Origin of the sequence: Amnibacterium kyonggiense (genome assembly GCF_004364555.1) — a bacterium.
In the GTDB taxonomy this organism is placed as follows: Bacteria; Actinomycetota; Actinomycetes; order Actinomycetales; family Microbacteriaceae; genus Amnibacterium; species Amnibacterium kyonggiense.
In genome coordinates this window covers 1,498,331-1,518,939 of the sequence record NZ_SOAM01000001.1, presented here as the reverse complement: position 1 = coordinate 1,518,939, position 20,609 = coordinate 1,498,331, and the positions used below count along the sequence as shown (strand labels likewise).

23 protein-coding genes are annotated in these 20,609 nt (G+C 74.1%); 3 read left to right on the top strand and 20 right to left on the bottom strand.

Going from position 1 to position 20,609, the window contains the following annotated elements; all coding sequences use genetic code 11:
- Position 1: 1 nt before the first annotated feature.
- Positions 2 to 1,741 (bottom strand): DUF8094 domain-containing protein, encoded by a 1,740-nt coding sequence (locus CLV52_RS07670; RefSeq protein WP_133765628.1) that lies wholly within the window; start codon positions 1,739 to 1,741, stop codon positions 2 to 4.
- 237 nt (positions 1,742 to 1,978) lie between these two features.
- Here CLV52_RS07670 and CLV52_RS07665 point away from each other — a divergent pair, with 237 nt between their 5' ends.
- Together CLV52_RS07665 and CLV52_RS07660 are read left to right on the top strand one after the other, a co-directional pair.
- Positions 1,979 to 3,400 carry a DivIVA domain-containing protein gene (locus CLV52_RS07665; protein WP_246018009.1) on the top strand — a complete coding sequence of 474 codons (1,422 nt, stop codon included), beginning with the start codon at positions 1,979 to 1,981 and terminating at the stop codon, positions 3,398 to 3,400.
- Between the two features lie 19 nt (positions 3,401 to 3,419).
- Positions 3,420 to 4,499 (top strand): AI-2E family transporter, encoded by a 1,080-nt coding sequence (locus tag CLV52_RS07660; RefSeq protein ID WP_133765626.1) that lies wholly within the window; start codon positions 3,420 to 3,422, stop codon positions 4,497 to 4,499.
- 9 nt (positions 4,500 to 4,508) lie between these two features.
- Here CLV52_RS07660 and CLV52_RS07655 read toward each other — a convergent pair whose 3' ends face one another.
- The 10 genes from CLV52_RS07655 to rpsB form a co-directional block, all read right to left on the bottom strand.
- A complete protein-coding gene (locus CLV52_RS07655) occupies positions 4,509 to 5,249 on the bottom strand; it encodes an alpha/beta hydrolase (protein ID WP_133765625.1) in 741 nt (246 codons plus the stop codon).
- Positions 5,246 to 5,521: a hypothetical protein gene (locus CLV52_RS07650; protein ID WP_246018008.1), complete on the bottom strand. Its 276-nt coding sequence runs from the start codon at positions 5,519 to 5,521 to the stop codon at positions 5,246 to 5,248. Before CLV52_RS07650 ends, CLV52_RS07655 begins: the two co-directional genes overlap by 4 nt.
- Positions 5,522 to 5,528: 7 nt before the next feature.
- Positions 5,529 to 6,191, bottom strand: coding sequence for an aggregation-promoting factor C-terminal-like domain-containing protein (locus CLV52_RS18685; RefSeq protein WP_211342626.1), 663 nt, complete (start codon positions 6,189 to 6,191; stop codon positions 5,529 to 5,531).
- 55 nt (positions 6,192 to 6,246) lie between these two features.
- Positions 6,247 to 6,789 (bottom strand): DivIVA domain-containing protein, encoded by a 543-nt coding sequence (locus CLV52_RS07640; RefSeq protein WP_133765624.1) that lies wholly within the window; start codon positions 6,787 to 6,789, stop codon positions 6,247 to 6,249.
- A 16-nt stretch (positions 6,790 to 6,805) separates the two neighbouring features.
- Positions 6,806 to 7,828: a phosphatidate cytidylyltransferase gene (locus CLV52_RS07635; RefSeq protein ID WP_246018007.1), complete on the bottom strand. Its 1,023-nt coding sequence runs from the start codon at positions 7,826 to 7,828 to the stop codon at positions 6,806 to 6,808.
- Between the two features lie 3 nt (positions 7,829 to 7,831).
- Entirely contained in the window at positions 7,832 to 8,386 is a 555-nt protein-coding gene (gene frr, locus CLV52_RS07630) for a ribosome recycling factor (protein WP_133765623.1), read from the bottom strand.
- A 42-nt stretch (positions 8,387 to 8,428) separates the two neighbouring features.
- Positions 8,429 to 9,127 carry a UMP kinase gene (pyrH, locus tag CLV52_RS07625; protein ID WP_133765622.1) on the bottom strand — a complete coding sequence of 233 codons (699 nt, stop codon included), beginning with the start codon at positions 9,125 to 9,127 and terminating at the stop codon, positions 8,429 to 8,431.
- Positions 9,128 to 9,190: 63 nt separating this feature from the next.
- The gene (locus tag CLV52_RS07620) at positions 9,191 to 10,273 is read right to left on the bottom strand and encodes a phage baseplate protein (protein WP_133765621.1); all 1,083 of its coding nucleotides are present in this window, start codon (positions 10,271 to 10,273) and stop codon (positions 9,191 to 9,193) included.
- A 131-nt stretch (positions 10,274 to 10,404) separates the two neighbouring features.
- Positions 10,405 to 11,232 (bottom strand): translation elongation factor Ts, encoded by an 828-nt coding sequence (gene tsf, locus CLV52_RS07615; RefSeq protein ID WP_133765620.1) that lies wholly within the window; start codon positions 11,230 to 11,232, stop codon positions 10,405 to 10,407.
- A 99-nt stretch (positions 11,233 to 11,331) separates the two neighbouring features.
- Entirely contained in the window at positions 11,332 to 12,444 is a 1,113-nt protein-coding gene (gene rpsB, locus CLV52_RS07610) for a 30S ribosomal protein S2 (RefSeq protein ID WP_133765619.1), read from the bottom strand.
- A 284-nt stretch (positions 12,445 to 12,728) separates the two neighbouring features.
- Here rpsB and CLV52_RS07605 point away from each other — a divergent pair, with 284 nt between their 5' ends.
- The gene (locus tag CLV52_RS07605) at positions 12,729 to 13,193 is read left to right on the top strand and encodes a murein hydrolase activator EnvC family protein (protein WP_133765618.1); all 465 of its coding nucleotides are present in this window, start codon (positions 12,729 to 12,731) and stop codon (positions 13,191 to 13,193) included.
- Between the two features lie 7 nt (positions 13,194 to 13,200).
- On the opposite strand, the gene CLV52_RS07600 is transcribed toward CLV52_RS07605, so the two are convergent.
- From CLV52_RS07600 to lepB, 9 genes are all read right to left on the bottom strand, one after another.
- A complete protein-coding gene (locus CLV52_RS07600) occupies positions 13,201 to 14,115 on the bottom strand; it encodes a tyrosine recombinase XerC (protein ID WP_133765617.1) in 915 nt (304 codons plus the stop codon).
- A gap of 65 nt (positions 14,116 to 14,180) precedes the next feature.
- Positions 14,181 to 15,035 carry a metallophosphoesterase gene (locus CLV52_RS07595; protein WP_133765616.1) on the bottom strand — a complete coding sequence of 285 codons (855 nt, stop codon included), beginning with the start codon at positions 15,033 to 15,035 and terminating at the stop codon, positions 14,181 to 14,183.
- A gap of 9 nt (positions 15,036 to 15,044) precedes the next feature.
- A complete protein-coding gene (gene dprA / locus CLV52_RS07590) occupies positions 15,045 to 16,322 on the bottom strand; it encodes a DNA-processing protein DprA (RefSeq protein ID WP_133765615.1) in 1,278 nt (425 codons plus the stop codon).
- Positions 16,319 to 17,887, bottom strand: a complete 1,569-nt coding sequence (locus CLV52_RS07585) for a YifB family Mg chelatase-like AAA ATPase (protein WP_133765614.1) — start codon at positions 17,885 to 17,887, stop codon at positions 16,319 to 16,321. Before CLV52_RS07585 ends, dprA begins: the two co-directional genes overlap by 4 nt.
- Positions 17,884 to 18,243 carry a YraN family protein gene (locus CLV52_RS07580; protein WP_133765613.1) on the bottom strand — a complete coding sequence of 120 codons (360 nt, stop codon included), beginning with the start codon at positions 18,241 to 18,243 and terminating at the stop codon, positions 17,884 to 17,886. Before CLV52_RS07580 ends, CLV52_RS07585 begins: the two co-directional genes overlap by 4 nt.
- A 108-nt stretch (positions 18,244 to 18,351) precedes the next feature.
- Positions 18,352 to 18,765 (bottom strand): nitroreductase/quinone reductase family protein, encoded by a 414-nt coding sequence (locus CLV52_RS07575; protein ID WP_133765612.1) that lies wholly within the window; start codon positions 18,763 to 18,765, stop codon positions 18,352 to 18,354.
- A 48-nt stretch (positions 18,766 to 18,813) separates the two neighbouring features.
- A complete protein-coding gene (locus CLV52_RS07570) occupies positions 18,814 to 19,137 on the bottom strand; it encodes a DUF2469 domain-containing protein (RefSeq protein ID WP_119482662.1) in 324 nt (107 codons plus the stop codon).
- A gap of 12 nt (positions 19,138 to 19,149) precedes the next feature.
- Positions 19,150 to 19,842, bottom strand: coding sequence for a ribonuclease HII (locus CLV52_RS07565; RefSeq protein ID WP_133765611.1), 693 nt, complete (start codon positions 19,840 to 19,842; stop codon positions 19,150 to 19,152).
- Positions 19,839 to 20,582 carry a signal peptidase I gene (gene lepB / locus CLV52_RS07560; protein ID WP_133765610.1) on the bottom strand — a complete coding sequence of 248 codons (744 nt, stop codon included), beginning with the start codon at positions 20,580 to 20,582 and terminating at the stop codon, positions 19,839 to 19,841. The genes CLV52_RS07565 and lepB overlap by 4 nt, the downstream gene beginning before the upstream one ends.
- Positions 20,583 to 20,609: the final 27 nt, after the last annotated feature.

Genomic DNA, 20,609 nt, shown 5'->3' with positions numbered 1-20,609 from the left:
GTCACAACTCCTTCGCGGAAACCAGCCCCTGATCGTAGCCGAGCAGGACGATGGGCTCCTCGGAGCCGGCGGACGGCACCGAGAACAGCAGCTGGTAGCCGTAGACCGACACGATGCCCTTCGACGTCGACGAGGTCTTCGAGAGGATCTTCGTGCCGCCGCTCGGCTTCACCGTCACGCCGCTGCGCTTCGGCTTGACCGTCCACTGCTCGTCGAGCTGCACCGCGACGAGGGCACCCGGGTCGGCCGTCGACATCGCGATCACCGAGTTCGGGTCGACCGGGAGGTCCTTGAACGTGATGCCGGCCGTGCTGCCGAGCTTCTTCGCGATCTTCTTCTTCGCGGACTCGCCGACCTCCTGGAGCAGGGGGTCGCCCTGCGTGCGGAAGAGCTTCGCCGTCGACGCGCCGGAGTCGTTCAGCACCGCGCCGTAGGCGGTCGCGAGCTGCCCCGGCTCGACCGTGAGCACCGGCGCGGAGGGGTCGAGCCGGTGCGCGCCGTCGACGGCCGATGGCAGGTCCGGGGTCTTCGCGTTGCTGATCAGCCGCATCGCGAACTGGACCTTGTAGTTCGACCGCGGGTCGTTCTGCACGAGCGCCACCGACACGGGCGCGACCTTCGTCGACTCGCCCTGCTGGACCGTCGCGAAGAGCGTGCGGGGCCAGGAGGTCGTCGCCTCGGGCTCGAGCAGCTTGACCACCGCGCCCTTCGCCCTCGTCGGGATCGTGGCGGGCGCCGCGGCCTTCGAGTCCTTCTTCTCGATCGTGTAGAACGCCTTGCGGAGGTCGAGTGCGGCGCCCGTGAAGCGGTCGCCGAGCTGCTTCGCGGAACCCGCCTTGTCCGCCGCCGCCGCGGTGTCCGCCGCTGCGAACAGGATGCGGGTCGCCTGCTCCTCGGTCAGGGACGCGGTCGGCGTCGGCGTCGCGGCGACCGCAGCGCCGGAGGTCGGCGCGAGCAGGCCCGCGAGCAGCACGGCGGCGGCGCCGGACCCGACGACCGCGACGCGCTGCCGCACGCTGCGGCGACCGCGCCCGGGCACGGGGGCCGCGGAGGCGGGCCGCTGCGGGCGGTACTTCGGGGGCTGCGGCCGCTTCGGCATCTTCGGCGGCGACTTGCGCCGCGGCCCGCGCTGCCGGCGCACGTGCACGAGCGCCCACAGGTAGAGGAGCAGGCCGAGCACGGCGAGCGCGCCGCCGGCGACGATGAGCGGGACCGCGAACGGCGTGGCGGTGCGGACGGGCCAGGTGAGCCGCACGTCGGAGGGCGCGGCGTCCGCACCGGTCGACGCGATGATCACCGACATCGACTTCGGGACGTCCACCGACCAGTCGAGGGACCGCTCCCCCGTCTTCTGGTCGATCCAGAGGTCGGCGCCGCTCGGGTCGGGCGTGCCGCCCTCGAGCTGCCCGATCACGGGCGCCGTGCGGACGACCGGCTTCGTCATCGCGCCCGACGCGTCCGTGCGCAGCTCGGCGTACCGCTGGCCGGACAGCCAGGCGGTGACGTCGGAGGAACGGCCGTAGCCCGCGAACACGGCGTCGCTGCCGCCGAGGTGGAGGTTCTGCTGACCCTGGTGGGAGCGGAGCACCGAGCCCGGCACCACCACGTAGTGGACGTCCGACGGGACGTCGGCGACCGCCGTCACGTGGTCCTCCGGCTTGAGGACGGTCCTCTGCGCGACGCCGGCAGCGACGAGCGCCCCGGCGATGAGCAGCGTCACCAACGCGATCGCGAAGCGCACACCGTCTCCTCTCGTCCCAGGCGGGATGTCGATCCAGCGGGCCGGACACCGGCGCGGACGTGCGGGGCGAGCCCCGCTCCCGCACGGCGTGGCCCGAAAACGGGGGTCAGCATAACCACGGCCCCCGCCCGGCGGACGCATGTCGACGGGCGCGGCGCGAGCGCCGCACCTACACTCGGACGCACCGCGCGGCACCCGATGCCGGGTGGGGAACCTTCGGCTGACGAGGAGCGACACGTGTCCGACGAGTCCGGCTTCACCACGGCGATGCGCGGGTACAACCGCGACGAGGTCGATCGTGCGATGCAGGAGCTGCGGCGCGAGCTGATCAAGGCGAACACGGCGCTGGCCGAGGCGCAGCGCGAGGTGAAGCGGCTGGGCCAGCGCGTCGACGAGCTCGACGGCGAGCTCGAGGAGGTCGGCGCGCCGACGTACTCGGGCCTCGGGCACCGGCTCGAGAGCCTGCTGCGCCTCGCCGAGGAGCAGTCGACCCGGGTGATCGCGCAGGCGGACATCGACGCGGAGCGCCTCCGCACCTCGACCCAGGTCGAGGTCGACCGTCTCCGCGTCGAGGCGGCGGAGCTCGCCGAGCGCCTGCTCGGCGACGCGAAGGAGCAGTCCGAGGCGATGCTCGCGTCCGCGCGGGCGGAGGCGGACCAGCTCGTCGAGCGCGCCGAGGCGCACGCCGAGACGACGATGCAGGACGCGACGCGGGAGGCCGCCGCGATCCGCGGCGCGGTCGCCACCGAGGCCGCGGAGCTGCGCGGCACCTCGAAGCGCGAGGCCGCCGCCGTCCGCACCGCCGCCGAGCGGGAGGCCGCGGAGTTGCGCGTCGTCGTGGAGCGGGAGACCGCCGCGGCGAAGGAGGACGCGCTCCGCATGGCCCGCGAAACGGCGTTCGCACGGGCGGAGCTCGACCGCGAGCTCGCCGCGGCGCGCGACGACGCGGCCGCGGAGATCGAACGCGCCCGCGCCGAGCTGCAGGCCGAGATCGAACGGGCCCATGCGGACCTCGCCCGGAAGGCCGAGCTCGCCCGGATCGACGTCGCCCGCGAGGCCGAGACGACTCGGCTCGCGTTCGCGCGCGAAGCCGAGGAGGCCCGCGCCGAGCTGGCGGAGGAGCTCGACGCCCTCCGGCGGCAGCAGCAGCGCGAGTACGAGGCGACGCGCAACGCGCTCGCGGCGGACCTCGCCGAGCTCCGCGACGCGACGGAGCAGGAGATCGAGCAGGCGCGCCTCGACCTCGACGTCGAGCTGAAGGCCCGGCGCGACGAGGCGGAGCAGGACTACCTCGCCCGCCACCAGGACGCGGTCGCGTCCACGCAGCGGTACCTCGACGACGCGAACGCGCAGCTCGCCGACGCGGTGCGGCGGTCCGCCGACAAGCGCCTCGAGGCGGACGCGCTCCAGATGCAGATCGAGGTCGACGGCCGCCGGTCGCGCGAGGCCGCGCAGGCCGAGGCGACCGAGCTCGTGACGAATGCCCGCGACACCGCGCATGCGATCGTCACCGAGGCGGAGCAGCGGTCGGCCCAGCTGGTGCGGGACGCGGAGGAGCGCCTCGCGGAGCTCCGCGACGAGCGCGACGGCATCGCCCACTACTTCGAGTCGCTCCGCGGCGCGCTGACGACGGCCCAGCCCGTCGACGTCGAGTCCTGATCCGCGACCGCCGGCGCCCGTGAAGCTGCAGAACCCGTTCCGCACGGGACTCATCGGCACGCTCGGCGTGCTCCTCGCCCTCGCGATCGGCGCCGCGACGCTGCAGCTCGCGACGATCCTCACCTACGTCGTCGCGGCGGCGTTCCTCGCCCTCGGCCTCGACCCGCTCGTCAGCCAGCTCGAGCGGCTGCGCCTCCCCCGCTGGCTCGCGATGCTCATCGCGGTGATCGTCGTGCTCGGCGTCGTCGTCGCGATCATGTTCCTCGTCGTCCCCGTCATCGTGACGCAGGTCGGCAGCCTCGTGAAGGGCATCGCCGACTTCGCGAGCCAGTACCAGGGCTGGAACGACTTCATCACGCAGGTCCAGAAGGCGGTCGGCAGCTCGATCAAGGTGAAGGACCTGATCGACCAGGCGGTCTCCTACCTGCAGGACAACGCCGGCGTGATCACGGGCGGCGTGCTCTCGGTCGGCGTCGGGATCATCGGCGGGGTCGGCGGCGCGGTGATCGTCATCATCCTGACCCTCTACTTCACGGCGTCGCTGAACGAGTTCAAGGGCGCGCTGTACCGGATGGTCCCGATGAGCCGGCGCGCGCGGTTCGCCTCCATCGCGGAGCAGATCTTCTCCTCCGTCGGGCGCTACGTGCTCGGCCAGGTCGGGCTGGCGCTCATCAACGGCGTCCTCAGCTTCATCTTCCTGTCGCTGATCGGTGCGCAGCTGCCCGCGGTGTTCGCGTTCATCGCCTTCCTCGGCAGCCTGATCCCGCTCGTCGGCACCGTGTCGGCGGCCGTGCTGATCGTGCTCGGCCAGATCGTGCTGATCCTCTCGAACGGCGACATGGTGTGGCCGTCGTCCGGCCTGCCCGTCTGGCTGTGGGTCGCGATCTACTACCTCGTGTACATGCAGGTCGAGGCGTACGTGCTCAGCCCGAACATCATGAACCGCGCCGTGAAGGTGCCGGGCGTCATCGTCGTCATCGCCGCGCTCGTCGGCGGGACGCTGCTCGGCATCCTCGGCGCCCTGATCGCGATCCCGGTCGCGGCCGCGGTCCTCCTGGTCATCGACCAGGTCGTCGTCCCACGGCAGGCGGAGGCGTAGGGCCCGTCCTCAGCGGACGACGAGCTCCTCGGGGACCTCGGTCGGCAGCGGCGCGGCGGCCGGGTGCACCGCCCGGACGACCTCGTCCAGCACCCGGCGGACCTGCGGCTCACCGACCCAGAGGTGCTTCGCGCCGTCGACCGCGATCAGCTCGGCCTCCGGGACGACCGCGAAGCGCTCCCGCGCCTCCGGCGGCCGGAGGTAGTCGTCGAGCTCGGGGACGAGGACGACGAGCGGCTTCCCGCCGCCGTGCCAGCGCGCGAGCTCGGCCTGCGACGTCCGGTGCAGCGGGGGCGACAGGAGGATCGCCCCGACGGCGGCCGTGTCGGGCCCGTACTTCAGCGCGAGCTCCGTGCCGAACGACCAGCCGAGCAGCCAGGGCCGCGGCAGACCGCGTTCGGCCGCGAACGCCATCGCGGCGACGACGTCGTACCGCTCGGCGATCCCGCCGTCGTACTCGCCCTCACTCCTCCCGCGCGGGCTCGACGTGCCGCGGGTGTTGAAGCGGAGCACGGCGACGTCGGCGAGCGCCGGCAGCCGGGCGGCCGCCTTCCGCAGCACGTGGGAGTCCATGAAGCCGCCGTGGGTCGGCAGCGGGTGCAGGCAGACCAGCGTCGCGACCGCGGGCCGGTCGCGCGGCGACGCGAGCTCGCCGACGAGGGTGAGCCCGTCCGCGGTGTCGAAGGCCACGTCCTCGCGGTCCGCGACGAGCTCGGTGCCGCTCCGGACCTCCACGATCCCGGCGCTCATGCGACCCGCCAGCAGGCGGCGTGCCAGTGCCGCCGCGCCTCGAGGTCGGCCTGGTCGCCGAGCACGCCGTCCGCGCGCCAGACGACGACGTGGGCCACGCCCTCGTCCACGACGCCGCCGCAGCCGGGGCAGCGGTAGGGCTTCAGCGCCTGCGCCGCGGAGATGGGCTGGACGTGCCATTCGCGGCCGCCGCGCATCTCCAGACGCGCGCCGCCGCCGAGGCGGAGTGGCGGCGGCTCGTCACCGCCGCGGTCACGGTTCCGACGGGGCACGGCCGGATCAGTACCAGTTGTAGGCGTTCGAGTGCGCCCAGGCGCCGCAGGGGCTGCCGTAGGAGCCCGCGATGTAGCCGAGCCCCCAGTTGATCTGCGTCTGGTAGCTGTTCTGCCAGTCGGGACCGGCCGTGGCCATCTTGCTCCCGGGCAGGGCCTGCGGGATGCCGTACGCACCGCTCGGGTTCGCGGCGTGCGTGTTCCACCCCGACTCGCGGTTCCAGAGGTTCACGAGGCAGCTGAACTCGCTCGGCGCCCACCCGCGCGACGCCACCGCCTTCGCGGCATAGGTCTGCGCCGTGCCGACCGGCGTCGTGTAGCTCGCGGCCGATGCGGACGCGGACGCTGCGGCGGCGCCGCCGGCCGCCGTCTTCGGCGCGGGCGCCGGTGCCGGCGCGTCGACGACCTTGTAGCCGTCCCGGCTGATGTCGATGTCGACGTAGCCGCCGGCGATCTTGTAGCGCTGCACGCCCGTCGCCTTGACGAGCACGGGCTGCTGGTAGAACGGCGCTGCCGTCGCGCCGGCGTACGGGTCGGTGACCGTGACGAGGGCGATCCCGGCGCTCGCGAGGATCGCGAAGAGCCCCAGCACGAACCGGCCGCGGGACCGGGGTCGCACGGGCAGCGGGGCCGGTGCCGTCGGGGCGACGTCAGAGAGGAGCCGTGTCACGATCCGGTAACCCTACCCGAGGGCGGTCGTCCCGCTCGGAGCGCTGCCGCGCGCCTCACCGCACGGCGAGCATCGTCTCGACGAGCCCGTCGATGAGGAGGTCGACCTGCGCCTCGTTGTAGCCGCCCCGCTTCGGCCGGAACGCGATGCCGCGCACCCGCTCGACGGGCACGTGCGAGCCGTCCTCGAAGTAGGCGCGCGCCTCCCGGGCGAACCCGTCGACATCGGTCACCGAGTAGCCGATGCGCGAGAAGCCGACACGGTCGAAGCGCTTGCCGTCGGGCCGCTCCAGGCGGCCGATGATCTCCTTCGCGAGCTGGCGGGTGCTCGCGTAGTACGCGCGCTCGCCGCCGGTGCGCACCGCGGTCTCCCGCTCCCGCACCGCGAACGCGTCCTCGAGCCGCTCGAGCGCGGCGTCCACGGCCGCCGTCGCGTAGCCGCCGCGCCGCATCGTGAACGCGGTCTGCCGGATGTGCGAGGAGCGCAGCTGCCCGTCGCGCCGGTCGAACTCCGCGCGCGCGACCGCGATGAAGTGGTCGACCTCCTGCGGGTCGTAGCCGAGTCGGCGATTGCGTTCACGCGGGAAGGTCGACGGCATGCCCGCCATGATGCACTCAGGAGGTCGCGAAGAAGAGCAGCAGCGCCGCAGCCGCGGAAGGAAGGATCGAATCCAGCCGGTCGAGGATGCCGCCGTGACCGGGCAGCCAGGAGGACATGTCCTTCACGCCGATGTCGCGCTTGATCATCGACTCGCCGAGGTCGCCGAGCGTCCCCGTGACGAGGATCAGGGCGCCGAACACCGGACCGAACCAGAGCGGTCGGTCGAGCAGCCACGGGGTCAGCGCGGTCGCCAGGACGACGGTCGCGACCGCGGCGCCGGCGAAGCCCTCCCACGTCTTCTTCGGGCTGATGCGCGGGGCCATCGGGTGCCGCCCGAACCGCAGGCCGGCCACGTAGGCGAAGATGTCGCTCGCCACGACGACGGCCACGAACGACAGCGTCCACCACTGGCCGTCCTGCTGCGACAGCAGCACGACCGCGGTGCTGCCGAGGCCCGCCACGTACAGCTGGACGAAGGTCGTGACGAGGACGTCCCGCCCGAGCGCCCGGCCGGGCACCGGCGACACGAGCTGCTCCACGAGCCGCCACACCACGGCGAAGGCGACGGCGAACACGATCGCTGCCAGCCAGCCGCCCGGCACCAGCGGGACGGGCAGCGAATGGAGGCGCCCCGTCTGATCGGCCGCGGGCAGCACCGAGACGTACGTCGCCGGGATGGCGAGCACGCCGCCGATCGCGGCGCCGACCCTCGGCACGCGGATGCCCGCCGTGCGCACGGCGACGGCGAGCTCCGAGGTGCCGAAGCCGACGAGCGCCATCGCGAGGAGGACGAACAGCGGCTTCCAGATGACGAGGCTGACGATCAGGAGGGCGCCGAGACCCACGCCGAGGCCGACCGCGCCGACGAGGTTCCTGCCGGAGCGCGCGGTCAGCCGCGCGTTCGCCTCGTCGAACTGGGCGCGGGTGTGCCGCACCTGGTCCCGGATGTCGCCCCGCGTCGAGCGGATCTGGTCCTGCAGCTCGGCCGTGTTCCGGGGTCGCCGAGGACGCGCGTCGCCCGGTCCCCCCTCCGACACGTCTCAGACCTCGAGCAGCTCGGCCTCTTTGCGCTTCAGCGCCTCGTCGATCTGGTCGACGTGGCGCTTCGTCAGCGCGTCGAGCTCCTTCTCGGCGCGGGCGATCTCGTCGTCGCCGACCTCGCCGGTCAGCGCGTCGAGGTCGTCCTTGCCGCTGCGGCGGATGTTCCGCACCGCGACCTTCGCGTGCTCGCCCTTCTCGCGGACGATCTTCACGAACTCCTTGCGGCGGTCCTGGGTGAGCTCGGGGATCACGACGCGGACGATCGACCCGTCGTTCGAGGGCGTCGCACCGAGGTTCGGGGCCGTCGCGATGGCCTTCTCGATCTCCTTCAGCGCCGTCTTGTCGTACGGCGTCACGACGATCATGCGCGCCTCGGGCGCCTGCACGCTCGCGAGCTGGCCGAGCGGCGTCGGCGTCCCGTAGTAGTCGACCGGGATGCGGGTGAACAGCGCGGGGTTGGCGCGGCCGGTCCGGACGGTGCCGAAGTCGTCTTTCGCCACCTCGACCGCCTTGGCCATGCGGTCGCCCGCTTCCTGCAGCACGTCGGCGATCACCGGCGACCCCTCTCGTTGTCGAACCTGGGAAGTTTACCGGGGTCAGGCTGTGACGACCGTGCCGACGTCCGCACCTCGGATCGCGGCGCCGATCGAGTCGTCGCCCTCGATGCCGAACACGCGCATCGCCATGCCGTTGTCCATGCAGAGGCTGAAGGCCGTCGAGTCGACGACCTTGAGCCCCTGCCGGAGGGCGTCGGCGTACGTGACCCGGTCGAGCTTCACCGCGGACGGGTCGGTGCGGGGGTCGGCGGAGTAGACGCCGTCGACGCCGTTCTTCGCCACGAGCACCTCGTCCGCGTGGATCTCGAGCGCGCGCTGCGCGGCGACCGTGTCCGTCGAGAAGAACGGAAGGCCCGCGCCGGCGCCGAAGATGACGATCCGCCCCTTCTCGAGGTGCCGGATCGCGCGCCGCGGGATGTACGGCTCCGCGACCTGCGTCATCGAGATGGCCGACTGCACCCGGGTCTGCACGCCGGTCTGCTCCAGGAAGTCCTGCAGCGCGAGCGCGTTCATGACCGTGCCGAGCATGCCCATGTAGTCGGCACGCGTGCGGTCCATGCCCGCTTGGCTGAGCTCCGCACCGCGGAAGAAGTTACCACCGCCGACGACGACCGCGACCTGCGCCTCCTCCGCCGCGGCGGCGATCTGCTGGGCGATGGACTTCACGACGTCCGGTGCGACACCGAAGGTGCCGCCCCCGAGCGCCTCGCCCGACAGCTTGAGTACGACGCGGCGCATCCGCTCCCCCTTCGGTCCGGACGAGGCTAGCGGACGTGCTCGGCGCCCGGACCGGGGGGTCGCTCAGGTCAGCGGCAGCCGGTAGACGAGCCAGCCGTGGTCGCCGTACACGCCGACCGCCACCCCGACCAGGAGCGAGACGCTGCCGTCCGGCTCCCGGAGCACCGAGCAGCCCTCCGGCTCGTAGGCGCCGTCCCGCCACGTGCCGCTCGCGTCCTGCCCGAGCGTCGGGAACGGCGTGTACCCGATCCGGTCGCCCGTGGCCCAGTCGAACTGCTCGAGCACCATCGGGTCGCCGGGGACGGGCGCACCGGACGCCCCGTTCGAGACGCCCGCCCAGCGGAACAGGCTGCCGTCCACCGTCGCGAATCCCTGCATCGTGGGCGGGTTCACCGGGACCGTCATGCGGCCGAGCGGGCGGTCGACGCCCCGGACGAGGTCGTCGACGCTGCGGAGGGTGTACTGCTCGTCCGTGTTCGTCGCGAAGTCGTACATCCGCTCCACGAGGACACCGCGATCGGCGTCGAAGGTGCAGATCGACTCCTGCGGCCGCCCGAAGCGGTTCGGGAACTGCGGCAGCCACGTGACGCCGCCCGGGATCTGCTCGATTGCGTACACACCCGGCGTGTAGGCGAACCGCGCCAGCCGGCCGCCGTTCGGGTCGCCCTGCGACACGGGGCCCTGCAGGCTCATCCAGACGTCGTAGCCGCCGGGGCGCAGGTCCACGTGGAGGCCGAGCCCGTGGCCGCCGTCGAGGACGGTCATCGCGTCGAGCTCCGGGTGCAGGCCGGACGCATCCGGGGTCGGCGCGCTGCGCGAGACCACGGTCGTGTACAGCCCGGGTCCCCCGCCGTCGCGGGACTGCGTCATGAAGAGCTCGCCGGTCGCGACGCGCTCCACCTGCTGCATCACCGCGCCGGACGTGCGCGGCGCGAGGGAGGCGAGCAGCACCGGCTCACCGAGGCGCGCGACCGGCGCGTGCGGCACCGGCGTCCGCGCAGGCGCGGTCGGCGATGCGACGGGCGCCGCGGTGGGTTCGGCGCGGGCCGGGAAGGCGCGCGGCACGAGCACGGCGGCGGCCGCGGCGGTCGTCCCGAGGGCGACCGCTCCACCGGCGAGCAGGGTGCGCCGCGTCAGCTCCACCATGCTCCCCCGGATTCCGTCCGCGTGGATCAGCGACGCTAGCCGACCGGTCCCGCGTCCCTCCGGTCACGCGCCCGGAGACGCGAGATGCCCCGCGGCGGCGCCGCGGGGCATCTCGTGCGATCGGATCCGGACTACGCGCCGACCTTGATCCGGGCGAAGCCCGAGACCTCGAGCCCGGCGTCCTTCAGGACCTTGCCGGTCGCGACCTTGCTGTCGCGCGCGTAGGGCTGGTCGACCAGGACGACCTCCTTGAAGAAGCCGGTGAGCTTCCCCTCGACGATCTTCGGCAGGGCCGCCTCCGGCTTGCCCTCGTTGCGGGTCGTCTCCGTGAGGACTGCGCGCTCGTGCTCGACGGTCTCCGCGGGGACGTCCTCGCGGGTGGCGTACTTCGGGTCGTAGACCGCGATGTGCTGCGCGACCGAACGGGCGGTCTCCGCGTCGGTGCCGGAGTAGCCGAGCACGACGCCGACCTGGGGCGGCAGGTCCTTGCTCGTCCTGTGCAGGTAGATGGCGAAGTCCTCGCCGGTCACCTGGCGCACCTGACGGAGCTCGACCTTCTCGCCGAGGAGAGCGGCCTCGTCGTTGATGTAGGCCTCGACCGTCTTGCAGTTCAGGGTGGCGGCGTTGCCGGAGGCGACGTCCGTCGCACCGGCGGCGGCGACCGCGCCGAGCACCTCGGCCGCGAGCGACGTGAAGCGGTCGTTCTTCGCGACGAAGTCGGTCTCGCTCGCGAGCTCGATGAGGGTGGCGACGCCGTTCTCAGCGACCGCGGTCACGAGACCGGCGGTGGTCGCGCGGCCGGAGCGCTTCTCGACGCCCTTCAGGCCCTTGACCCGGAGGATCTCGATGGCCTTCTCGATGTCGCCCTCGGCCTCGACGAGCGCGTTCTTGCTGTCGAGCATGCCCGCGCCGAGGCGGTCACGCAGGGTCTTCACGTCAGCGGCGGTGAATGCGGCCATGGCTGACTCCTTTCGATGGGTTCGGTTCTCGAACGGCCGTCGGCCGCCCGGCGCGAGAGGACTCGCTGCTGGACGGCCGCCGGCTGGGGTGGATCGGGCTCAGGCGGAGGGCTCGGGGTCCTCGGTCGCGGCCGGGTCGGTGACCTTCTTGGGGCGGCGCTGGGCCGGCGTCGACTTCGCGAGCTCCTCGGCCTCGACCTGCTCCTCGGTCTCCGGTGCGTGCTGCGGCACGAGGCCCTCGACGGCCTCGGACTGCAGGTCGGCATCGGCCTGCGCGTCCGCGTCGTTCTCCTCGACCGGCTCGCTCGGGGCGACCTCGGTCGTGGCGGCGGTCACGCCGGCGCTCGCGTCGGCCTGGTCCGCGACGACGGTGTCGATGCGGTCCTGCGTGTCCGCGGTCTGGCCGGAGACGCGGTCGTCGACCTGCTCGACCTGGAGCGACAGGGCCTCCGGGTTCTCCGTCGCCTGGAGGAGCTCCTGCTCCCACGCCGCGAGCGGCTCGGCCTCGGCCTCGCTGGTGCCCTGGTGGCGCTGGATGAGCCCCTCGGCCGCGGCGTCCGCGATGATCCGCGTGAGCAGGGCGACGGAGCGGATCGCGTCGTCGTTGCCCGGGATCGGGTAGGCGAGCTCGTCGGGGTCGGCGTTCGTGTCGAGGATGCCGATGACCGGGATGCCGAGCTTCTTCGCCTCGTCGACCGCGAGGTGCTCGCGCTTCGAGTCGATGACCCAGATCGCGCTCGGCGTCTTCGACAGGTTCCGGATGCCGCCGAGCGTCTTCTCGAGCTTGTCGCGCTCGCGACGCTGGATCAGCAGCTCCTTCTTCGTGTAGCCGCGGGTCGTGTCGTCGAAGTCGACGAGGTCGAGCTCCTTGAGGCGGTTCAGACGCTTGTGCACCGTCTGGAAGTTCGTGAGGAGGCCGCCGAGCCAGCGCTGGTTCACGTAGGGCTGGCCGACGCGCGTCGCCTGCTCGGCGATCGCCTCCTGCGCCTGCTTCTTCGTGCCGACGAAGAGGACGGTGCCGCCGCGGGCGACCGTCTCCTTGACGAAGTCGTAGGCCTTGTCGATGTACGACAGCGACTGCTGCAGGTCGATGATGTGGATGCCCGAGCGCTCCGTGAGGATGAAGCGCTTGACCTTCGGGTTCCAGCGCCTCGTCTGGTGCCCGAAGTGGACGCCGCTGTCGAGCAGCTGGCGGATGGTGACGACGGCCACGGCCGCATCTCCTGTTCTGCGCCTGGACGGCGCGGTTCCGGTTGTCCGCCGGACGCGCGGGTTCGCGGTCCGGCCCTGGCGCCCTGCGGACCGACCGCCCCGGGGAACCGGGGACCGCTGGTCGGTCTCACGCTGGTGGGCGCGCGAAGTCATCCCGCTCGCGCGAGATGCGGCGAGGAGTCTACCAGGGCCGCTCCCCCGCCTCGACCGGCCTGGAGGAGCACGACCGCTCCTCCCCAGGCCGTCCCGGCGCGGGGCGGGGACGGCGTCGGCACGATGGCGACATGCTCCGCGCGCTGCTCGTCGCCGCGGCCCTCGCCGCGGCCTCGCCGCTCTGGTCGTGGCCGACCGCGTCGCACGACCTCGTCCGCGCGTTCGAGGCACCCGCGACGCCGTACGCCGCCGGGCACCGCGGCATCGACGTGGCGGCGCCGGTCGGCGAGCCGGTGCGGGCCGTCGACGACGGGGTCGTCGCGTTCGCGGGGCGGGTCGTCGACCGCGGGGTCGTGGCGATCGACCACGACGGCGTGCGCTCCTCCGTGGAGCCGGTCGACCCCGCCGTGCGGGTCGGCGACGCGGTCGAGCGCGGGGAGGTGATCGGGCACGTCGCGACCGGCGGCTCGCACGCGCCCGGCGTGCTCCACCTCGGCGCCCGGGTCCGCACCGCGGACGGCTGGGCCTACGTCTCCCCGCTGCTGTGGCTCGGCGGCGCGCGGCGCGCGGTCCTGCTCCCGCTCGGCGCCTGGTGACGCGGCGTCAGCTGCGCGGGTGGGCCAGCTTGTAGCTCTCGGCGAGGCGCTCCATCGAGACGTGCGTGTAGATCTGCGTCGTCCCGAGGCTCGCGTGGCCGAGCATCGCCTGCACCGCGCGGAGGTCCGCGCCGCCGTCGAGCAGGTGCGTCGCCGCGGAGTGCCGGAACGCGTGCGGACCCGACGGGCCCGAGCCCGGCACCGCCTCGAGGAGGCGCGAGGTGAGCCGGTGGACGCTGCGCGGCCCGATGCGCCCGCCGCGGTCGCCGAGGAACAGCGCCGGTCCGGCCGCTCCCCCGCCCCGCTCCTCGAGCACGGGTCGGCCGCGGTCGCGGTACGCCGTGATCGCGCGGGAGGCCGGGACGCCGAACGGGACGACCCGGTCCTTCGCCCCCTTGCCCGTGACGCGGACGGTGAGGGTCCCGAGGTCGACGTCGTCCACGTCCACCCCGCACGCCTCCGAGACGCGGAGCGCCGAGCCGTAGATGAGCTCGATGAGGGCGAGGTCGCGGAGCGCCGACGGGTCGTCCTCCGCCGCCCTCGCCTCGAGCCCCGCGAACAGCCCGCGGAGCTGGTCGTCGCCGACGACGCGCGGGAGCCGGCCCTGCGACTTCGGGGCGCGGAGCCGCGCGCCGGGATCGGTCGGCAGCCGGCCGCCGCGGTGCAGCCAGGAGGTGAGGCTGCGGGCCGCGGCCGCTCGGCGAGCGATGGTGGCGCGGGCGAGGTTCCGCTGCGTGCCCTCGTAGAGCCAGTCGCGGAGCAGCTCCAGGTCGAGGCCGCCCACGTCGTCGAGCTCCTGCGCCGCGGCGAACCGGACGAGGTCGGCGAGGTCCGCGCCGTAGGCGGCGATCGTGTTCGGCGAGTAGGCGCGCTCGTGCTCGAGGTGCGCGCGGTGCGCCGCCACCGCCTCCGTCAGCCGCATTGCATCAGGGTGCGGCATCGTGCGGGCGGCGGGCGCCCGACCCTCCGGCGCGGCCGCGCCCGGCGTCAGTGCTCGACGTCGACGCCCATGGCGAGGAACACGTCCTCCGGGGTCGAGTCGAGGACGTGCTGCGGGTCCGCGGGGATCGGCGAGTAGCCGACGCGGCCGTCGTCGTAGAGCGACAGCACGCCGGCCGCTCGGGCGCCGTCGACCGCGATGATGCCGCCGGCGGGCCGCGTGAGCCGAATCGTGTAGGCCGTCGAGGGCGCGACGTGCACGGGGACGCCCGCGAACACCGAGCTCGTGGCGTAGTGGAGGTGGCCGCCGAGGATCGCGCGCACGTCCCCGCCGGCGAGCGCCGCCTCGAGGCGGTCCTGGTGCTCGAGGTGGAGTCGGGCCATCGCGGTCACCTCGACCGGGACCGGCGGGTGGTGCAGGGCGAGGACGGTGCCGTGCTCGGCGGGCTCGGCGAGGACCGATCGGAGCCACTCGGCCTGCGCCTCGTCCACCCCGCCCTCGACGCGGCCCGGGATCGACGTGTCGAGCGACACGAGCCGGAGCCCCCGCACCTCGAGCACGCGGTCGAGCGGTCCGTCCGTGGCGGGCTCGCCGAGCAGGCCCGCCGCCATCGCGGCGCGCACGTCGTGGTTGCCCGCCGCCCAGAGCACCGGCCAGCCCGTCCGCTGCGTCGTCTCGCGAGTGAGGATCGCCGCCGCCCGGTACGCGTCGGCCTCCCCCGCGTCGGCGACGTCACCGGTGTGCACGAGCGCGTCGATCGCGATGCCGCTGCCCTCGAGCGCCGCGAGCGCGCCCGAGTAGGTCGCGGCGACGTGCACGCTGCCGTGCATGAGCCCCGAGGCGGTGAAGTGGCTGTCGCTGACGTGGGCCACGCGGTGGGTGGCGATCGGCTCCCGGGTCACGCGGCGACGCTATCGAGCCCCGCTGACGCCGCCCCGCGCGCCCCGTCGCCGAGCGGGGCCTTCCGCTGCAGATCCGGCCGTGCGCACCGCCCGATCTGCAGCGGAGGGCCCCGTCAGCCGGGAGCGGGCGCGCGACCAGCCGCCCGCCCGCTCGACGGCCGCACCCGTCAGGGAGAGCATCCCGAGCGCCGCGCTCGCGTCCGCGATGCTGAGCCCGGCCTTCGCCGCCACCTCCCGCACCGGCTTCGGCCGTGCGGAGAGGAGGCCGAGCACCCGCGTCTCGTCCGGATCAACGCCCGCCGGGATCCGCTCGAGCCCGTCCAGGGTCACGGCGCCGTCCGGGTCCTGCGCGAGCTCGGCCATGTCGGCGGCGTCCCGCACGAGGACGGCGCCGTACTCCCGCACCAGCCGGTGCGTGCCCGCCGACGCGGCCGAGTAGACCGACCCCGGCACCGCGCCGAGGCCCCGCCCGAGCTCCGCGGCGTGGGCGGCCGTGTTCGCCGCTCCCGACCGCAGCCCGGCCTCCACGACGACCGTCGCCCGGGACAGCGCGGCGATCAGCCGGTTCCGCTTCAGGAAGCGCTCGCGCATCGGGCGCGCGCCGCACGGCATCTCGGACAGCACGACGCCCTCGACGGCGACGCGGTGCAGCAGCTCCGTGTGCTGCGCCGGGTAGAAGCGGTCGAGGCCGCCCGCGAGGACGGCGACCGTCAGGCCGCTGCTCGCGAGCACCGCCCGGTGCGCGACGCCGTCGATGCCCATCGCGGCGCCGGAGACGACGGCGAAGCCCCGGTCCGCGAGCCCGCACGCGGCGTCCGCCGTCACGCGCTCCCCGTACGGCGTCGCCGACCGCGAGCCGACGAGGGCGACGGATCGCTCGAACCGACGGACCGGACCCGACGGCGCCAGCGCCCAGAGCGCGAGCGGGCCGTGCTCGGCGAGGTCGGCGAGCCCCGCCGGCCAGTCCGCGTCGCCCGGGACGAGGAGGCGGGCGCCGATGCGCGCCGCGTCGCGGAACGCGCGGACGAACGACGCCTCCTCGAACCGCGGCGCCCAGCGGTCGAACGCGCGGCGCAGCTCCGGGTTCGGCGTCGGCGGCGCGTCGAGGCGGAGCGCGTCGAGCGCCTCCGCCGGTCCGAGCACGTCGACGAGGGCGCCGGCGACGCGGTCGCCCGGCTCGATGAGCGTCGTCCAGGCGCCGGCCGCGAGCACCGCGGTCGGGTCCGCGTCCACGAGGCCCGGCCGGACGGCGGCGACGAGGTCGGTGAGCGCGCGCACGTCGGTCATGCGTCCGAGCTCCGCAGCGCGAGGGCGCGACCGACCTCGGAGCGGCCCGGCCGGTCGAGCCCGCGGAGGTCCGCGAGCGTCCACGCCAGGCGCAGCACGCGGTCGTGGCCCCGCAGGTTGATGAGCCGGCGCTCGAGCGCGACGTCGAGGGACGCCGCCGCGCCGTCCGCGGGCGCGCGGTCCGGGTGGCGCAGCCAGCTGCCCGGGACCTCGGCGTTGATCGACCACGGCGTGCCCCGGAGCCGGAACGCGGTGCGGTCGCGTGCCGCGAGCATCCGCTCCCGGGCGGCCGCGGTGGTGACGCGCGGCGCCTCCTCCCTCGCGAGCCGGACCTCGGCCGCGCTCGGGCGGTCGACGTGCAGGCGGATGTCGATGCGGTCGAGGAGCGGCCCGGAGAGCCGACCCAGGTAGCGCTGACGCGCTGCGGGCGCGCACGTGCACGTCCCGCCCGCCGACTGCCACTGCCCGCAGGCGCAGGGGTTCGCGGCGAGCACGAGCTGGAACCGGGCCGGGAACTCCGCACGGGCCGCGGCGCGGTGGACGGCGATCCGCCCCGACTCGAGCGGCTGCCGCAGCGCGTCCAGCACGGACGGCGCGAACTCCGTCGCCTCGTCGAGGAACAGCACGCCACCCGACGCCCGGGTGACCGCGCCCGGCCGGATCCGGCCGCTGCCGCCGCCGATGATCGACGCCTCGGTCGCGGTGTGGTGCGGCGCCTGCCACGGCGGCCGGGTCCGGACCCGGTCGACGCCGTGCCCGGCGAGGGACGCGATGCTCGTCGCGTCGAGCGCCGCCTCCCCGGCGAGGTCCGGCAGCAGCCCGGGCAGCCGCGTCGCGAGCATCGTCTTCCCCGCGCCCGGCGGGCCGACCATCATCAGGTGGTGGCCGCCGGCCGCCGCGACGACCAGGGCCTCGACGGCTTCCGCATGCCCGACGACCTCCGCGAGGTCGGCCGCGGTCGACCGCTCCCGCAGCGGCGGCGGGCCGGGGACGGGCTCGACGTCGACCGGCTCCAGGTCCGCGCCGAGCCGGATCGCGAGGGTCCGCAGGCTCGGCACCGCGACGACCTCGATCCCGTCGACGAGCGACGCCTCCGCTCCGCTCGCGGTCGGCACGACGATGCGCGGCCGGCCGGCGCGGGCCGCCGCGCGGACCGCGGGGAGGACGCCGGGCACCGGCCGCAGCCGGCCGTCGAGTCCGAGCTCGCCGAGGAAGACCGTGTCGGCGACGGCCTCCGCGTCGATCGTGCCGGTCGTGCCGAGCACCGCCACCGCGATGCCGAGGTCGAACCCGGACCCGTGCTTCGGCACCGCGGCCGGGGAGAGGTTCACGGTGAGGTGGCGCGACGGCATCTCGAAGCCCGAGTGCTCGACCGCGCTGCGCACCCGCGCCTGCGCCTCCCGCAGCGCCGTGTCGGGCAGGCCGACCAGCTTCAGCCCCGGGGTCTGGTTGGTGAGCGCGGCCTCGATCTCGACGATGCGCCCCGCGAGGCCCTCGAGGGCGACCGCCGCTGCACGGGACGTCGAGCGCGGCGCGGTCGGGACGGCCGGGGCGACGGCGCTCACGCGGCGGCCCGCAGGTGGTCGAGGACCGGTTCGCGGTGCCGCTCGGCGAGCACCCCGATGAGGTCGATCCTGGTCGTGCGGGCCCGCACGTCCCGGTGCGCACGGCGCCAGGCGCCGGCGAGGATGCAGAGGCGGGTCAGCTTGCGCGGGTCGACCGCCTCGAGCGGGTCGCCGTACCCGCGCCCGCTCCGCGTCTTCACCTCGACGATCACCAGCTCGGTGCCGTCGAGGGCGACGATGTCGATCTCGCCCGACGGGCACCGCCAGTTCCGGTCCACGATCCGCCAGCCGAGTGCCGTCAGGTACGCGGCCGCCTCGTCCTCACCCCGTCTGCCGAGCTGGTCCTTCTGCGCCATGCCGAGGAGGGTCGCGGACGGCGGGCGTCCGCCGAGCCGGAACCGGGCCGGAGCGGCCCGGGCGCGGAAGAACGGGCCTGGGGAGGGACGGAACGCCGACCGCGGCCCTCAGTCGCAGCTCCGGAGGCGCACGAGCGGGATCACCCGGTCGCCCGCCCGCTCCTGCTGCTCGGCGAAGAACGGGAACCGCGCGACGAGGTCGTCCCACGCCACGATCCGTTCGTCGCCGGTGAGCTCCTCCGCCACCACCTCCGCGGCACGGCCGTCCGGCGTCTCGACCCGCGCGTGGGGATCGGCCCTGAGGTTCAGCAGCCACGACGGGTGCCGCGCGGCGCCGTCGTCGCTCGCGATCACGAGCGGATCGTCGTCGAACCGGACGAACATCATCGGCGCGGTGCGCCGCTCCCCCGAGTGCCGTCCGGTCGTCGTCAGCAGCAGGAGACGGTCGCGGTGCAGGCCCTCGATCTCCTCGCCGGCGCGGAACCGGCGGACGACGACCTCGTCGAAGGCGCGCATGTCCATGCAGGGCACTCTGCCGCTGCGCGGCCGTCCGCGGAAGGCCCCGCGGCCCTACTCGTCGAGTGCGAGCTCCTGCGGGAGCTCCAGCTCCTTCGCCGAGAGCTCCTCCACGTTCACGTCCTTGAACGTGAGCACGCGGACGCTCTTCACGAACCGGTCGGCCCGGTAGACGTCCCAGACCCACACGTCGTGCATCTGCAGCTCGAAGTAGAAGTCGTGCTCCGTGTCCCTGCGGGTGAGCTCGACCTCGTTCGCCAGGTAGAACCGTCGTTCCGTCTCGACGACGTACTTGAACTGGCTCACCACGTCCCGGTACTCGCGGTAGAGCTGGAGCTCGACCTCGCGGTCGTAGTCCTCGATCTCGTCGTCGTCCATCGTCCGAGGATTCTACGTTTCGTCGGCGGACTCGGCAGCCGCTTCCGGAAGGGCGTGCAACCAGGTCCTCCGATGCCAGTCGCAGGGCCCGTGCTCGTCGATCGCGGCGTAGTGGGAGCGGGACGCGTAGCCCTTGTTGCTCCGCCAGCCGTAGACCGGATGGGCGGCGTGCCGGTCGATCATCAGCGCGTCGCGGTGCACCTTCGCCACGACCGACGCGGCCGACACCGCCGCGCAGTCGCGGTCGGCCTTGATGCGGGTCACGACCTGCGGCAGGACGGGGAGGCCGGCCGCGATCAGGCCCGGCGTCAGCCAGTCCCAGTTCCCGTCGAGGAGCACGACGGCGCCCCCGAGCCCCACCCCGAGGGCGACGAGCCCGCCGATCGCCCGGGCGCCGGCGGTGCCGAGGGAGCGGGAGATGCCCTGGCCGTCGATCTCGTCGTTGCCGGCGAGCCCGACGGCGGTCGCCGCGGCCCACGCCCGGACGCGCGGCTCCATCGCGACGCGCTCGGGCTCCGGCAGCAGCTTCGAGTCGCGGAGGCCGGTCGGGATGCGCCGGCGCTCCGGGTCGAGCACGGCGACGCCGACCCCGACCGGGCCGGCGATCGCGCCGCGGCCGACCTCGTCGCAGCCGATCACGACGGTCGCGCCGGCGTCGAGGAGCGCGCGCTCGACGCGCAGGCCCGGAGGACGCGAGGCGGTCATCCGCCGCCCGACTTCACGCCGTCGAACGTACCCGGGTAGTCGGAGAGCCACGACCAGTGCGACACCGGCCAGGAGACGACGAAGGCGCGGCCGACGACGTCCGAGATCGGCACGAAGCCCTTCGACGGCGTGTCCGTCTGGTACCGCGAGTCCTTCGAGTCGTAGCGGTTGTCGCCCATGACCCACAGGCGCCCCTTGGGCACGGTGACGTCGAAGGGGGTGCCGGAGACCGCACGGCTGCCGGGATGGAGGACGGCGTAGGGCTCGACGACGGGCACGCCGTTGACGCTCATCTGGCCGAGCGCGTTGCAGCAGACGACGTGGTCGCCCGGCAGGCCGATGACCCGCTTGACGAGGTGGTTGTTCGCGTCCTGGTTCGACAGCCCGACGAGCGAGAGCAGCCAGTCGCCGGCGGCGGCGACGGGGCCCGCCGGGGCCGCGACCGGCTGGTCGCCCTCGAGCCAGCCGCCCGGATCGCTGAACACGACGACGTCGCCGCGCTGGAGCGGGACGAGACCGGGGACGAGCTCGTTCACGAGGATGCGGTCGCCCACCTGGAGCGTGTTCTGCATCGACTCCGAGGGGATGAAGAACGACCGGATGAGGAACGTCTTGATCAGGAACGAGGCGAGCACCGCGACGACGACGATGACGACGAGGTCGCGCAGGAACCCGGCCGCCCCGCGGCTCGGCCGCCGTCCGGGACGCTGCACGGCGTCGCGCGGAGGGCTCTGGACCATCACGCTCCCCCGACGACGAACCGACCG

Coding starts and splice junctions, on each gene's coding strand:
- CLV52_RS07655 (WP_133765625.1), bottom strand. CDS start 5,249: ATGAGCGCCGGGATCGTGGAGGTCCGGAGCGGCACCGAGCTCGTCGCG.
- CLV52_RS07640 (WP_133765624.1), bottom strand. CDS start 6,789: ATGCCGTCGACCTTCCCGCGTGAACGCAATCGCCGACTCGGCTACGAC.
- pyrH (WP_133765622.1), bottom strand. CDS start 9,127: ATGCGCCGCGTCGTACTCAAGCTGTCGGGCGAGGCGCTCGGGGGCGGC.
- CLV52_RS07620 (WP_133765621.1), bottom strand. CDS start 10,273: ATGGTGGAGCTGACGCGGCGCACCCTGCTCGCCGGTGGAGCGGTCGCC.
- tsf (WP_133765620.1), bottom strand. CDS start 11,232: ATGGCCGCATTCACCGCCGCTGACGTGAAGACCCTGCGTGACCGCCTC.
- CLV52_RS07605 (WP_133765618.1), top strand. CDS start 12,729: ATGCTCCGCGCGCTGCTCGTCGCCGCGGCCCTCGCCGCGGCCTCGCCG.
- CLV52_RS07600 (WP_133765617.1), bottom strand. CDS start 14,115: ATGCGGCTGACGGAGGCGGTGGCGGCGCACCGCGCGCACCTCGAGCAC.
- dprA (WP_133765615.1), bottom strand. CDS start 16,322: ATGACCGACGTGCGCGCGCTCACCGACCTCGTCGCCGCCGTCCGGCCG.
- CLV52_RS07580 (WP_133765613.1), bottom strand. CDS start 18,243: ATGGCGCAGAAGGACCAGCTCGGCAGACGGGGTGAGGACGAGGCGGCC.
- CLV52_RS07575 (WP_133765612.1), bottom strand. CDS start 18,765: ATGGACATGCGCGCCTTCGACGAGGTCGTCGTCCGCCGGTTCCGCGCC.
- CLV52_RS07570 (WP_119482662.1), bottom strand. CDS start 19,137: ATGGACGACGACGAGATCGAGGACTACGACCGCGAGGTCGAGCTCCAG.
- CLV52_RS07565 (WP_133765611.1), bottom strand. CDS start 19,842: ATGACCGCCTCGCGTCCTCCGGGCCTGCGCGTCGAGCGCGCGCTCCTC.
- lepB (WP_133765610.1), bottom strand. CDS start 20,582: ATGGTCCAGAGCCCTCCGCGCGACGCCGTGCAGCGTCCCGGACGGCGG.